Raw genomic sequence first — 14,470 nt, forward strand, 5'->3', positions numbered from 1 at the left:
AAAGTCATGTAAATAGGCCAATTGAGAACACCTTCGGTGCCTAGCCTATTTACCTACCGATTCACTTTCTTACGAAATCCGCAGTAAATGCGGATTTCTGATTCAAAGTTGCGAAAACATATATTAAATTTTGAGATTATCTGTTCATCTCTGTTCTAACGACGGTCTTAACACCGTTTTCGATAGTAACAGTTTCCAGATAGGTCTTGTCACCTTCTACGACGATATTGGAGTATTCTTCTTTTAACTCTTCAACGGCGTTACGAGAGCCTGCTCCACCGCCGCTTCCTCCTGATTCTCCAAATCCGTCATAGAGCATGTCAACAGAAGCATCTACATTCTCTACTGCAGGAAGACCATACTCTATATTCCTGTTATTGAGAGCATTACCAAGTGTTACCATATTCTCTCTTACTACAAGATCATTGAATGTAAGGCCAAGAGCCTGCATGGTATCTACAATTGTAGTCGTGTTAGCTCTGAAGGTATCCTCGATCTGCTCAAGAAGCTGCTTTTGATCACTGCTTAGTGCCTGCTTAACTGCTGAATCTACAAATGAATCAACATCTATATTGCCACTTACAAGTGAAGATGCAGAAAGAGCATTTGAACCAAGAACAGAACTTGTAAATATACCTTCTGAATTGTAAATACCGGATGTTGAATTCTGGGATGCTTTTATCGTGTTGATCGTCTTAATATACGTATCCTGTATATTATCAATAGATGATATACTTGCAGAATCACTACCCATGTTGATCGCGGTAGCAGCTCCGCTTAATTTGACCTGCTCAGCAAAAGAAGCAGCTGCTTCTTCTGATACAGCCTTAAGTCTGTTGTAGGTCTTCAAATAAAGATCTTCTACTGAATCGATTCCTGATACACCTGTTATTGCCATTACGTTTCCCTCCTTGTGCCTATGCTGCATACATGATATTTTCATGCTGCCAGTCTTTCGAAAAGGTTTTCGAAAGATTCCCCTTAGCATAGTTAGTATTTTTCTACAATTACTTCAATCTAGCCTGAACACTGCAACTACTAACACTCTTCTTTCCTCGAAATATATTTCGGTAAGCATGATTAGGCAATTAATACAAAAGCAAAAAACTTCAAAAATATGATTGGTTTTATGATTATTTATGTTCAGCTGATCAATTAATATCATTATAGAATAAACGTGGCGTCAAATCAAAGTTATGGCTGCATCCAGTAGAAATTTCCAAAAGTAATTCAAAGAAAACATGAAAAAGAAAAAACGGCACAGAGTGAACTCTGTGCCGCCATTAAGCTATAAATTATATTATGTATTAAACAATACCCTGAGCCTTCATAGCTTCAGCAACCTTAAGGAAACCTGCGATGTTAGCGCCTGTTACATAGTCGCCTTCCTTACCATACTGCTTAGCTGCCTCAGAAATGCTCTTGTAGATATTCTTCATGATATCGTGAAGCTTGTTGTCAACTTCTTCGAAGGACCATGAAAGTCTCTCTGAGTTCTGGCTCATCTCGAGAGCTGATGTTGCAACACCACCTGCATTTGAAGCCTTACCACAGATGAAGAGTACACCGTTATCCTGAAGATACTTAGTAGCATCAAGAGTTGTAGGCATGTTAGCACCTTCACATACAGCATATACACCGTTAGCAACAAGTGCCTTAGCATCCTCAAGATCAAGCTCGTTCTGAGTAGCGCAAGGAAGAGCTACATCACACTTAACTGTCCATACGCCGTGCTCGCCATTCTTCTTCTCATGATACTCAGCAGAAGAACGCTGTGCAGCATACTCTGTAAGACGTGCTCTCTTTACTTCCTTAACCTCTTTAAGGAGCTCAACATCGATTCCTTCAGGATCATAGATCCAACCTGTAGAATCTGAACATGTAACAACCTTAGCACCAAGGCTCTGAGCCTTCTGGATAGCATAGATAGCAACGTTACCAGCACCTGATACTGCAACTGTCTTGCCTTCGAAGCTTGTGCCATGATCTTTAAGAAGCTCATCTGTAATGTAAACAAGACCATAACCTGTAGCCTCTGTACGAGCAAGTGATCCGCCGTATGTAAGACCCTTACCTGTAAGAACGCCTTCGTATACGTCTCTGATTCTCTTGTACTGACCATAGAGATAACCGATCTCACGTCCGCCTACACCGATATCACCGGCAGGAACGTCTGTGTCAGCTCCGATGTGTCTGTAAAGCTCTGTCATGAAGCTCTGGCAGAATGCCATAACTTCTCTATCAGACTTACCCTTAGGATCGAAGTCTGAACCACCCTTACCACCGCCGATAGGAAGGCTTGTAAGTGAGTTCTTGAATACCTGCTCGAAACCAAGGAACTTAATGATACCAAGATTTACTGAAGGATGGAAACGAAGTCCTCCCTTGTAAGGTCCGATTGCTGAGTTGAACTGTACACGGAAACCGTTGTTAACCTGTACCTGACCCTTATCATCTACCCACGGTACTCTGAAAAGAATCTGTCTCTCAGGAGTTGTAAGTCTCTCAAGGAGAGCTTCCTTACGATACTCTTCCTCATTAGCTTCGATAACTACTCTAAGAGATTCAAGTACCTCTTTAACTGCCTGGTGAAATTCAGGCTGTGCCGGATTCTGTGCTACGACTCTGTCGTAAATCTCGTCTACGTATGACATTTTTTCTTCTCCTTCCCGCGTATATCGCGATAAACATAATCTAACAAGCAAAATCAAATTCTTGAAGCAACTTCTTCATCTGCAATTCCAAAGTCTAGAAATCTAATTTTAACTTGAATTTAACTGTTTATAAAAAAAGAGCATAAAAGATCTAACGATCTCTACGCTCCATTGTGCAGACACCTTTGTCCAAAGTTCAATATTACATTTGGATCAGCCATTGATCCAATTCCATACATGAATCATTGTATCCACTGATACAATTTCATCTCCATGCCTGTGGATAATTATATTACGAGCTTTTAAAAAATTCAATACGCTTTATTGCACTAAAACGTCAACGCCTTAAAAGGTGATATCCATCATTTTGCACAAAGATCGAGTCACTATGAATAAAGTTTATATTCTAGTGACTCGATCTAACAATGATCAACTATTATTTTGTAAGATACTCAGTCTTTACATATCCCTTAATGCCGTTGTATTCAACTTCGCACCATCCATCTGCGCGATAGTTAGTAACCTTGATCTCGTCGCCCTTGTATGCATTTCCAAGTATTTCAGACTCTGTACTAGCAGATTTTCTAATACGTACAGTCTCTTTTACATGATAAGTACCTGTGCTGGTAACACCATCATTTGAATCAGTAGTTGTTTCTTTTGTATCTGATTCTTTAGTATCTGACTCTTTAGTCTCTGTTTCTTTAGTGTCAGCTTCTTTTGTATCTGAAGCGCTGTCATCGCCCTGAGAAACTACTGTAAAGTACTCAGTACGTACATATGCCTCTTTACCTTCATATTCGATCTTACTCCAACCATTTGCAAGAGCTTCGATCTGAGTGAACTGCTGTCCTACTTCTGTCTTACCAAGTACATCTGCGTTTGTAGAATCAGAACTTCTTATCTTAACAACAGTTGTAGCTTCGATTATTACAGGACCGCTCTGAGTTTCAGTCTCTGTAGCTACTGTGCTGCTTTCTGCACTTGTGCTTTCCTGTGAAGAAGAATCAGCTGCAGTAGTCTCTGCAGAGCTTTCAGTAGAAGCTGCTGATGCAGATGCAACTTCCTTACCTACAGTCTTATTAACTTCCTCTGAGAAATTTGTAAGGAATGCGCTAAGTTCTGCATTCTCTTCAAGCATTGTATTATAGCTAACTGCTACTTCATTACTAAGATCAATGAAATCATCCTGAACACTTAATGCTTCGATATACTTAATGATCTCCTCATCAAGTTCGCCAAAATAGAGATAGTATTCTCCGTTTTCATTAGTTCTTATATAATATGTCTGAAGTCCAGGAACCTGCTTATCGAATCCGTTGAAATAGAGCTCAAAATAAACATATGTTACATATGCTCCGGTCTCAGGTCCCTTCTTTGTATATACCTTAATGGCATCAAACTTTTCATAGTACTGGGCTGATACTTCATATCTGATAAGAGCAGGCTCTGTAAGACCTACAGTTATAGCATTGATAGTATCCATATCTCCTGATGCCTGAGCATCATAAAACTTCTTGATAAGTGATGTGATCTCAGGATATGCATCCTCTTCCATAACTACCTCAACTGCATCACAGGTGCTGCTTTCTGCAGAGGATGCAGTTGCGATCTTCTCCTGAGAAGTAGATGCAGAAGCGCTTACGGCACTATTCTGATTATCATTCCTGCCTGCGCGAACTGCCAAAAGTATTGTGATAAGAAGACATACCGCAAGAAATGCCGGCATGACGATCTTTTTATTATCTATAATGAAAGTAGCGAGATTAAACTCACTCTTACGAAAAGCTTCGATCTTGTTCTTTGCATTTTTACGTATCATTTCAATGTAACCTCTTTATTACTAAAAATTTATTACGGATAGACCCCAACTATCCCAAACTAACTTTTAATTCTTTTGAGTAAAATTCTTCTAGCAATGCACCCGACAGGAATCGAACCTGCATTAAAGGCGTCGGAGGCCTTCGTTCTATCCATTAGACTACGGGTGCCGGACGTCATTTTATTTTGTAAGGTCCCGATTTTGGTTCGGGACCTTAATTGTTACAAATTTATTACGCACCAATGTATGATATCATATTACACCTTTTATGTCCATGTTTTTTTGACTAAGTCCAGTTTTTGACGCTATTTCGTTATAGTCTAAAAGCTCATCTTCTGCCCTGTCATAATAATAGATATTGTCTGATAAAACATCTTCTGTTTCAACTTCTGTCATGTTTACGAAGCTGACCATCTCATAAAGTCTGTCAGCTTTTATCTGATCAAAGCTCCCATCATCAAGCACAAGTATCACTTCATGTACAGATGAAGGTATAATATAAAAATTTTTGTTATATTTTCGAGACAATGCGCAAAGAAGTCCCGGATTAAGCATTACTGCAGCTCCGTATGTTCTATCTTTGTTAGTTAAGATCTTCAGGCAGGAAAGGGGATCATCTTCAGACATCTCTCCCCCAGATAAGCTTTTTCCTTTGCCAAGGCCTAGTCTGTCATTTATGACATCCATCAAAGGAAACAGATCATGATCATTCTTTATTATGGCATTAGCACAGGCTGCATCATACAGATCCTCTTCTGTAATGTTCCATGCTAAAGTGTGTACATTCTTGATCAAAACTACTCCTTCTGATGCTTTGGATGCTACAAGGCAATAATAAACGATCGCAAGATCCTTAAATTTTCTATGAGGCACCTCTGAAAGAAGCTTTTTATTTTTCTCATAATTTATAAGTTTGTACATGATCTTTTCACGGACCTTATCGTAATCCATGAAATAATCAAGATCAAAGAATACATTCCTGCTCTCAAGCCTTGCTTTTTTAATCTTTTCAATTATCTCCATGAAGCTGGTTCCATCAAGAAAAGCTTCATACAATGGCTCTAGATATATAACTTCCGAGATCTTATCTCCCGGTCTTGCAACATCAAGGCAGTTATAGGTAACTCCATTATTTTTATTTACATCGCAAAGCTTAACCTTACATTCAGGATAAAGCTCTGACACTACTGATACTATCTGATCACAAAATGACTTAAAATTCATATACTCTCCAAATTATTATTCATACCGGGTATTCCCCGAATTTTTATACAAAATAATATGTGTGCAAGCATTCATTCGCTTGCCGGTCTTGCACAACAAAAAAGGCAATAGAACTATCTTTATTTAAGATACTTCTATTGCCTTACAGACATATTATATAGAGAGTTATATGCGGCCTGTTATGAGGCCTTCAAAAGCATATGATGTCCGATACGATACTGAGTATTAAACTCTTGAAAGGTACTCGCCTGTTCTTGTATCGATCTTGATAACATCTCCCTGGTTAACGAAAAGAGGTACTGATACCTGTGCACCTGTCTCAACTGTAGCAGGCTTTGTAGCACCTGTAGCTGTATCACCCTTGAAACCAGGCTCTGTCTCTGTGATCTCAAGCTCTACAAAAAGAGGTGGCTCGATAGCAAATACGCTTCCGTTGTAGGAATTAACTTTGCACATCTCGTTCTCTTTAACGAACTTCATTGAATCTCCAACGATCTCCTGATTTACAGCGATCTGCTCATATGACTCAGTATCCATGAAGTTGAAAAGATCACCATCATTGTAAAGATACTGCATATCTCTTCTCTCGATGTGAGCCTGAGGGAATTTCTCAGTAGGTCTGTAAGTTGTCTCGATAACACCACCGTTGATGATATCCTTAAGCTTTGTACGAACGAAAGCTGCTCCCTTACCTGGCTTAACGTGCTGGAACTCGATAACCTGGCAAACCTTGCCGTCTACCTCGATTGTAACACCATTTCTGAAATCACTGGCTGTAACCATAAAATCCTCCTGATAATAACATATAAAAGCAAACTGGACATTCGCCGCGGTGGGCTCAGTAATCCAATTTAACAATTCTTACTTAAACAACACATCATAGTTTATACTAAAGAACGCTCTTTTGTCAATATACTTTACATTATTAGATCTAATGTAATAAATTGCCGGGCTTAGTTCGACATCTTTAGAACTGAGGAATTCATAAAAATCCAGGATACAGCTCTATGTCAGGAACCTAACATTCACAAATCTAAAAAAATATGACTGCACTTAACTTTTCAGATGATCTACTGCGTGGTCTATAGCTTCAAGATATCCCGCAAGGCCGTGGCCTACTATCTGCTCATCACATGCAGGAGCAGTTACAGAATTTGCTCTGAATGATTCTCTTGCATTGATATCAGAAATGTGGATCTCGATCTTATATATTTTTTCAAGGCTCTTAAGTGCATCATGGATAGCATAGCTGTAGTGTGTATATGCACCTGGATTTATAACGATTGCATCTGTTCCGTTAAAATATGCTTCCTGAAGCTTATCGATGATGGCACCTTCGTGATTGGACTGGTAACATTCAACGTCTGCGCCAACCTCTTTTGCTTTATCTTCTATTGATTTTATAAGGTAATCATAGTTCTGATCACCGTATACAGCTTTCTCTCTAATTCCAAGGAAGTTTAAGTTTGGTCCGTTAACAACTAATATTTTCATGATATGCCACTTTCTTTTTAATAATCTATTTAATGAGGTAGGTGTCAAAAGTTCCTTTTGACACCTTATGACAACCGGATTGTTACATCATTACTTTAAGTCTGTTTTCCTCTAATCAAAGCCCCATGGCCTTAATGATCTCATCTGCGACAGCTTCCGGCGATTTACCATCAGTATCTATCACTATGTCAGCTGCCATTTCGTAGTACTTTCCTCTTTCTTCAAGCATCTGACCTATCTTTGCTTTAGGATCGTCTACCTGAAGAAGGGGCCTTGTAGTATCTCCCTTGATACGGTCATATACTGCTTCGGCAGATGCCTTAAGATATACTACTTTGCCAAGCTTTGAAAGAAGTCTTCTGTTGATCTCGCGAAGAGGAAGGCCGCCGCCTGTAGCAAGGACGAGGCCGTCATGCTTTTCGCCGCACAAAACTTCAAGCTGCCTTGTCTCCATATCTCTGAAAGCTGCTTCTGACTTCGATGCAAAGATATCTGATATGGAAGTTTCATATGTTTCTTCTATAAGACTGTCTGTATCAAGCTTTTCATAAGAAAGTTTTCTTGCAAGCACTTTAGAAACTGTGGATTTACCGCTTCCCATATAGCCAACAAGTACAACATTCTTCTCATTTTCAAGCCTGTCGCACATTGCCTTATAGACTATATCGCACTGCTCCTTTGTAATAGAGCATCCTGTCCAGAGTTCATAAGCATCAACGCCCTGATACAGGAGCATTTCAAGGCCGTTACAGACTTTAGCTCCGGCGCGCTCCGCAAGCTGCATGAATTTTGTATTCATGGGGCGATATACGATATCAAAGCCTGTATGTACAAGCTCGTAGAACTTAGGATCTTCGATAATAGCTTTGTCATTATTAGGATGCATACCAACAGATGTTGACTGAACGCAAAGATACTTACTATCAGACGGGATCTTGTCGTACTCATCCATAGAAAGAGCTACAAACCTGCTTCCCTGAACCTTTTCTCCAACTTCTTTTACGACTTCCTGCGCCCTTTCAACAGTTCTGTTAAGAACATAAATGATCTCAGCACCTTCTGAAGCCATAAGAAAAGCTACAGCCCTTGCAACGCCGCCAGCTCCAAGGATTATTACTTTCTGACCTTTTATAGTTATATTCTGATTTGCAAGAGACCTTTTTAGGCCTGTCATGTCAGTGTTATAGCCCTTATAGCCTGTTCCATCCTCTGTTCTGACAAGTGTATTAACAGCGCCAATATTTTTTGCCAGAGGATCGATTTCCTTAAGATAAGGAATGACCGCTTCCTTGTGAGGAACAGTCGCATTCATTCCAAGGATATTTAAAGAAAATGCTCCTTTAACAGCATCTCCGATATCAGACGGGTCCACGTCAAAAGGAACATATACAAGATTCTTGCCTGTCATGCTTGCAAGAGTGTTATGGATAAGCGGAGAAAGCGTATGTCCCGCAGGATGCGCTAATAATCCGCAGGTTAATGTCTTACCATCAGTTTCGTTCAAGTGTAGGTCCTCCCAGATCAGGCCAGTTGTTTCCGTTTCTCTTTATATATCTTTTGTAAAAAAATAATACGATCCATTCAAAACGTCTTTTGATGACTATCTGGATCTCTTCCTTCTTGTCAATCTGGTCAACAAGGTATGACTTAATGCCAACGCGCTTAGCTCCCCATACATCTGTAAAGAGCTGGTCTCCAACAAAAAAGGTATTGGTATTATCGGTATTCATAAGTTCCATAGCCTTAAGATAGCCTCTTTTGGCAGGCTTATTGGCTCTGTAAACATATCTGCTACCTACTGCATCGGCAAAAGACTTAACTCTGGACTCTTTATTGTTTGAAATAAGGACTGTATCAAATCCAATGCTCTTTAGCCTTTTAAAATGCTCTATGGCTCTCTTATCAGCAGGTGCTCCGTGAGGAACAAGGGTATTGTCGATATCATATACTACGCCCCTGTATCCAAGCTTATATAATTCTTCATATGGAATGTCGTAGGATGACTTAGCAGTAGCATCCGGATAAAATAAGTGTTTCACAAAACCTCCCGTAGTTGAATTTATTCAGACAATTCCCGCAGATTTTAAAAGCGTCTTAGTGTATTCTGCGGAAGGATTTCTGTATATCTCGTCAGTTATGCCATATTCAACGATCTTGCCATCTTTCATGATCGCAACATGATCACAAAGATTATACACTACCCTAAGATCGTGTGAAATAAATAGTATAGAAAGATCCAATTTTTTGTGAAGGTGATCAAGCAGCTCAAGTATCTGGGCCTGAATAGTAACGTCAAGAGCTGATACTGGCTCATCTGCGATAAGGATCTTGGGACTTTGCATAAGGCTAAGGGCTATACTTACTCTCTGTCTCTGACCACCTGAAAGCTGGGATGGATATCTGTTTACAAAATCCAGAGGAAGCTCAACCTGCTCACACACAGTCTTGATGCGCTCTTCCATCTCTTCATCTGTCCACTTACGTTTTCTGTCGACTTTAAGAGATTCCTTTAAGATCCAGTGTACAGTCCTTGCGGGGTTAAGACTTCCATAAGGATCCTGAAATATCATCTGAGGATATTCGTCCGTTTTAACTATAGTGCCGGTAATATCCTTATTTATACCCATAATGGCTCTGGCAAGGGTAGATTTACCGCTTCCGCTCTCGCCTACAAGTCCAAGGACCTCACCCTTATATACAGGGAGTGACACATTTTTAAGGGCCTGAACCTTGCCTTTTTTCTCAAATATGCTTTTTCTTCGCTTATCGTAATAGACACAGAGATCGTTTATCTCTATTGCCTTTTCGTTCCATTCTTTCATATAGACCGCTCTTTAATGTATTTTCATTCTTTTTAACATATGATTCGCGACAGGCACTAACCTTTGATCCAATGTTTCAAGAATATATCTTTTATATAAATACTATACTTATCTTTATCTATCTTTTTTATCTTTATCTATCTTTTTTATCTTTATCTATCTTTTTTATCTTTGCGCTCCGTCGTAAGATCAACTCTTGGAATCGAAGCTATAAGCTTTCTTGTATAGATATTCTTGGGCTTTGTGAAGATATCGTTTACGCTTCCGCTTTCTACGACTACGCCCTTTTGCATTACAAGAACTCTTGAACAGATCTGCCTTACAAGACTCAGATCATGGGATATGAAAATAATTGATGTGCCTTCTTCCTTATTGATGCTCTTAAGAAGGTCTACTATCTGGGCCTGAACTGTTACGTCAAGAGCTGTTGTGGGTTCATCGGCAATCAGGATCTTGGGATGACCGATCATGGCTGCAGCAATCATGACACGCTGTCTCATACCACCAGAAAGTTCATGAGGATACATCTCATATACTCTCTCAGGCTCATGAAGACCGACTTTGCCAAGCATACTTATGGCTCTTAATCTTCTTTCCTTCTTGTCTATCTCAGGATGGTGTATCCTAAGACTTTCTTCTGTCTGCCAGCCGATCTTTTTAACAGGATTAAGTGAAGTCATAGGCTCCTGGAATATCATTGATATCTCATCGCCCTGGAAAGTCCTTAACTTACGGCGGTTACAGGTAAGAAGGTCTTCTCCTTCGAACATGATACGTCCGCTTTTGTACATATCATGTCTGCTAAGAAGTCCTGCTATGGCAAGCGCACTTAAACTCTTACCAGATCCAGACTCTCCAACGATTCCGACAATCTCGCCTTTGGACAGCTCAAGGTCGAAATCCTCAACAGCAGTCTGAGGCTGCTTATGATCATGAAATTCTATATGAAGATCGTTTACCGATAAAATAACTTCGAATTTATCACTACTCATAGTATTCTCCAGACAGGCGCTTGTTTATCCTGCCTTATTTCTTTTTATACATTCTCAGGCTTTTTTCCTAAGACCTTCTCCCAAAAACGAAAAGCCGAGCACCATCCAGACGATAGCAAATCCGGGGCCCAGTACGCAGACAGGGTTCTTAAGCATAAACTGCTGGGCGCTTGAAAGCATATTGCCAAGGCTGTCGTATGGAGGCTGGGATCCGATACCAAGATAGGAAAGTCCTGCCTCTGCAAGAACCGCATTATTAAAGCCAATCAAAACTGATGACCATAATACGCCTGTGATATTGGGCATGATGTGCTTGAAGATGATCCTGAATTCAGATGCTCCCTGGATCCTTGCATTCTCTACATAGTCCATGTTCCTGCATCTAAGTACTTCTGATCTCACGATCCTGGCAAAACTTGGGATAAAGGCTATACCCAGAGCGACCATGACTACCACATTGCCTGAATCAAACAAGCTGACGATAACAAGCGCAAGAAGTATTGAAGGGAAAGCAAGCATTGCGTCTACGATACGCATGAACACTTCATCAAGGAAGCCTCCAAAATATCCTGTTATAGCGCCAAGTATCGTACCAAGTCCTGCTCCTATGATCATGGTTCCAGTTGCAATAACAAGAGTAACCCTGCTACCATACATGACACGGCTGAAAATATCTCTGCCCTTATTATCTGTACCAAGTATGTGGCGAAAAGAAATACCCTGAAGCTTTTCAGCGGCATTCATCTTAGTTGGATCATATGGCGTCCAAAAAATGCCAACCACAACTACAAGGAGCATTATGCCAGTAAGAATAAGGCCCCATAAAAGAAATGAATTTATTTTTTTGTCTTTTAATCTCTTAATCATTGATAGCTTCAATTCTAGGATCCACCAGTCTGTAAATAATATCTACTAAAAGGTTAACCACCATAACAAGGATTGCGATTCCCATGATGATTGCTTCAACAACAGGATAGTCTCTGTTATTGATGGAACTAAGGAGCATACGCCCTATTCCGGGTATATTAAATACCTGCTCGATAACGATCGATCCGCTGACCATGTCGGCCAGAGCCATTCCCATGAATGTGATAACAGGGATCATGGCATTCTTAAGTACGTGCCTGTACAGAACGCCTCTTGTGGTATTACCTCTACTGTAAGCTGTTCTTGTATAATCCTTGGATATCTCTTCTATTACGCTTCCTCTAAGGAGCTTAACGCACATAGTTATCTTTGGAAGTGCTATAGCAATAGCCGGGAATACAAGGTATCCGATAAAGCCCCAGAAATCAGATCTGTAGGATACAAATCCGCCCGGGATGAACAGATGAAGCGAAAGTCCAAACACAAGTGTGATGATGATACCTGAAAAGAAAGGAGGTATTGCCATTATTACCTGATCAAGGACTACAACTACCTTGTCTATAGCTCCGCCTTCATGTCTTGCTGTAAATATTCCAAGAGGAATAGATATAACAAACATTAGTAAAAAAGCCATAACAGCCAGCCATATTGTTATCGGGATCTTATCAAGAATAAGCGCTGAAACGCTGCCATATGAATAAGACTCTCCCAGATCTCCATGCATAAATCCCCAGATCCATCTCAGATAGCGTACATATATCGGGTCATTTAATCCCATCTCTTGTCGCAGTTTCTGAAGCTGTGCCTCTGAAGCCTCCGTTCCAAGGATCCTTGTAGCAGGATCTCCAGGTATTAAGTTAAATGCAAGAAACACCAGAATAGATACAACGATAAGCGTAAGTATCATCATTCCGGCTTTCTTTAAAATATACTTCAACGTTGTGTCCTCCCCGGACTAGAAATAAGGGCCCGACTTCCAAAAAGTCAGACCCTTTTACATGTCAGCTTTTTCAGATCATTCCGCAAGTCTTATCTTGGCAATATCCTGTACGTAAAGCGGATAGAAAGTATAACCTGTATACTTACTGTTCAGTGCAACGAAACATGGAAGATCCTGAATATATACAGCAGCTGCTGTCTGAGAAAGAATCTTCTCGCACTCTTTATAATACTTGATCTGCTCAGCTTCATCTACTGTAGCCTGTGCTGCAGCAAAAGCTTTGTCATAGTCAGCATTGGAATAATTGAACATATTGTTCTTAGCATCTGAAGTATAACGGTATAACAAAGCAGAAGCGTTAAGTGTTGAAGCATCAAATCCAAGGATCGTAGCCTCATATACCTTGTTATTATATACCTCATCAAGCCATGTATTCCAATCGATCTTCTGAATTACTGCTGTTACGCCGATAACTTCGAGCTGCTCAGCAATAACTTCTGCTGTATCGATGTGCTGTGTATAGTTTGAAGGAACTTTGATAGTAAAAGTAAATCCGTCAGCATAACCAGCCTGAGCAAGAAGCTCTTTAGCTTTTTCTACATCCTGATTATAAGTGTCGTTAAGTGACTCGTCAAAATATTTATCAAATGAAGGGAACATAGCTGAACCAATCTCAACTCCTGCACCGCCTGATACGAAATTCATTATCTCCTGAGGATCGATCGCATAGCAAAGTGCCTGACGTACAAGCTCATTGTCAAAAGGCTCAACTGCGTTATTAACATAAAGTGCCTGAACAAGGTTCATTCCACCTTCATAGATCTGGAAAGACTCAGAAAGCTGCTCAGCCTGATCGCTTGTGATACGAGCGTACATATCAATTGATCCGCCTTCAAGATCAGTTACGATGCTGTCCGGATTAGCCTCAACCTTGAATACTACATTCTGGATGTGGGCAGCATTCTCTTTGTCCCAGTAATCATCAAACTTCTCAACTACAAGGTTTTCAAGAGCTGTGCGTGATACGAACTTGTAAGGACCTGTTCCGATAGGATTAGTCTCAGGATCCTTAATGTCCTTAGGCATGATAGCTACTGTACAATAGCTAAGGAATTCTGTATTAGGCTTACTAAGAGATATCTTTACATGGCTGTCATCAACCTTCTCTATAGCACTAACATCATCAAAGATTGCAGCTCCAGTATCTTTAAAGCGCTGAAGAGATGCAACTACGTCATCAGCTGTAACTACCTCATTGTTATGGAAATGTACATTCTCACGGATTGTGAACGTATATTCAGTAGCATCATCAGATATTTCATATGAAGATGCAATTGCAGGATTCATATTACCTTTTTCATCAGGCTTTACAAGTCCTTCAAAAATATTGAAGAGAACCTCTCTCGTTCCTGCGGCCTGTGCGATGTGAGGATCAAGACTGTCGAGATCCTGCGGAATACCAACTGTAAATACTTCTCCTGATTTCTTGCCACAACCTGTCAGCATTGTAGCAGCTGCCATTGTCAGGGCACATATAGCTGCAAGTCCTCTTCTTGCAACCTTTCCTGACCAAACATTCTTTTTCATAATATTCTCCTTTTAGAAATAACAATATTTCTTATAATAATTTTGAATTTTATTCAAAACTATCTTAC

The 14,470-nt window shown here is 40.1% G+C and carries 13 protein-coding genes and 1 tRNA gene; all 14 read right to left on the bottom strand.

Going from position 1 to position 14,470, the window contains the following annotated elements; all coding sequences use genetic code 11:
• Window positions 1-136: 136 nt before the first annotated feature.
• The 14 genes from WAA20_RS13565 to WAA20_RS13630 all read right to left on the bottom strand — a co-directional run bounded on the left by WAA20_RS13565 (window position 137) and on the right by WAA20_RS13630 (window position 14,402).
• Window positions 137-898, bottom strand: coding sequence for a hypothetical protein (locus WAA20_RS13565; RefSeq protein ID WP_073385419.1), 762 nt, complete (start codon window positions 896-898; stop codon window positions 137-139).
• 409 nt (window positions 899-1,307) lie between these two features.
• A complete protein-coding gene (gdhA, locus tag WAA20_RS13570; protein WP_073385421.1) occupies window positions 1,308-2,654 on the bottom strand; it encodes an NADP-specific glutamate dehydrogenase in 1,347 nt (448 codons plus the stop codon).
• Window positions 2,655-3,090: 436 nt separating this feature from the next.
• Window positions 3,091-4,476 carry an SH3 domain-containing protein gene (locus WAA20_RS13575; RefSeq protein WP_073385423.1) on the bottom strand — a complete coding sequence of 462 codons (1,386 nt, stop codon included), beginning with the start codon at window positions 4,474-4,476 and terminating at the stop codon, window positions 3,091-3,093.
• 97 nt (window positions 4,477-4,573) lie between these two features.
• Window positions 4,574-4,645 (bottom strand) — tRNA-Arg (locus tag WAA20_RS13580).
• 83 nt (window positions 4,646-4,728) lie between these two features.
• On the bottom strand, window positions 4,729-5,700 hold the full coding sequence (locus WAA20_RS13585) for a DUF5688 family protein (RefSeq protein ID WP_073385425.1): 972 nt from the start codon (window positions 5,698-5,700) through the stop codon (window positions 4,729-4,731).
• A 225-nt stretch (window positions 5,701-5,925) separates the two neighbouring features.
• Window positions 5,926-6,483, bottom strand: a complete 558-nt coding sequence (gene efp, locus WAA20_RS13590) for an elongation factor P (RefSeq protein ID WP_073385427.1) — start codon at window positions 6,481-6,483, stop codon at window positions 5,926-5,928.
• 270 nt (window positions 6,484-6,753) lie between these two features.
• Entirely contained in the window at window positions 6,754-7,194 is a 441-nt protein-coding gene (locus tag WAA20_RS13595; RefSeq protein WP_073385429.1) for a type II 3-dehydroquinate dehydratase, read from the bottom strand.
• Between the two features lie 115 nt (window positions 7,195-7,309).
• Window positions 7,310-8,698 (bottom strand): shikimate dehydrogenase, encoded by a 1,389-nt coding sequence (aroE, locus tag WAA20_RS13600; protein WP_081373660.1) that lies wholly within the window; start codon window positions 8,696-8,698, stop codon window positions 7,310-7,312.
• Entirely contained in the window at window positions 8,685-9,233 is a 549-nt protein-coding gene (locus tag WAA20_RS13605; RefSeq protein WP_073385433.1) for a YqeG family HAD IIIA-type phosphatase, read from the bottom strand. Before WAA20_RS13605 ends, aroE begins: the two co-directional genes overlap by 14 nt.
• A 24-nt stretch (window positions 9,234-9,257) precedes the next feature.
• Window positions 9,258-10,016 (bottom strand): ABC transporter ATP-binding protein, encoded by a 759-nt coding sequence (locus tag WAA20_RS13610; RefSeq protein ID WP_073385434.1) that lies wholly within the window; start codon window positions 10,014-10,016, stop codon window positions 9,258-9,260.
• 152 nt (window positions 10,017-10,168) lie between these two features.
• Window positions 10,169-11,008 carry an ABC transporter ATP-binding protein gene (locus WAA20_RS13615; RefSeq protein WP_073385436.1) on the bottom strand — a complete coding sequence of 280 codons (840 nt, stop codon included), beginning with the start codon at window positions 11,006-11,008 and terminating at the stop codon, window positions 10,169-10,171.
• A gap of 54 nt (window positions 11,009-11,062) precedes the next feature.
• Entirely contained in the window at window positions 11,063-11,875 is an 813-nt protein-coding gene (locus WAA20_RS13620; RefSeq protein ID WP_073385437.1) for an ABC transporter permease, read from the bottom strand.
• The gene (locus WAA20_RS13625) at window positions 11,868-12,812 is read right to left on the bottom strand and encodes an ABC transporter permease (RefSeq protein WP_073385439.1); all 945 of its coding nucleotides are present in this window, start codon (window positions 12,810-12,812) and stop codon (window positions 11,868-11,870) included. Before WAA20_RS13625 ends, WAA20_RS13620 begins: the two co-directional genes overlap by 8 nt.
• A 78-nt stretch (window positions 12,813-12,890) precedes the next feature.
• A complete protein-coding gene (locus WAA20_RS13630) occupies window positions 12,891-14,402 on the bottom strand; it encodes an ABC transporter substrate-binding protein (RefSeq protein ID WP_073385440.1) in 1,512 nt (503 codons plus the stop codon).
• Between the last annotated feature and the right edge of the window lie 68 nt (window positions 14,403-14,470).

It is taken from the genome of Butyrivibrio fibrisolvens, assembly GCF_037113525.1.
GTDB classification, from domain to species: domain Bacteria; phylum Bacillota; class Clostridia; order Lachnospirales; family Lachnospiraceae; genus Butyrivibrio; species Butyrivibrio fibrisolvens.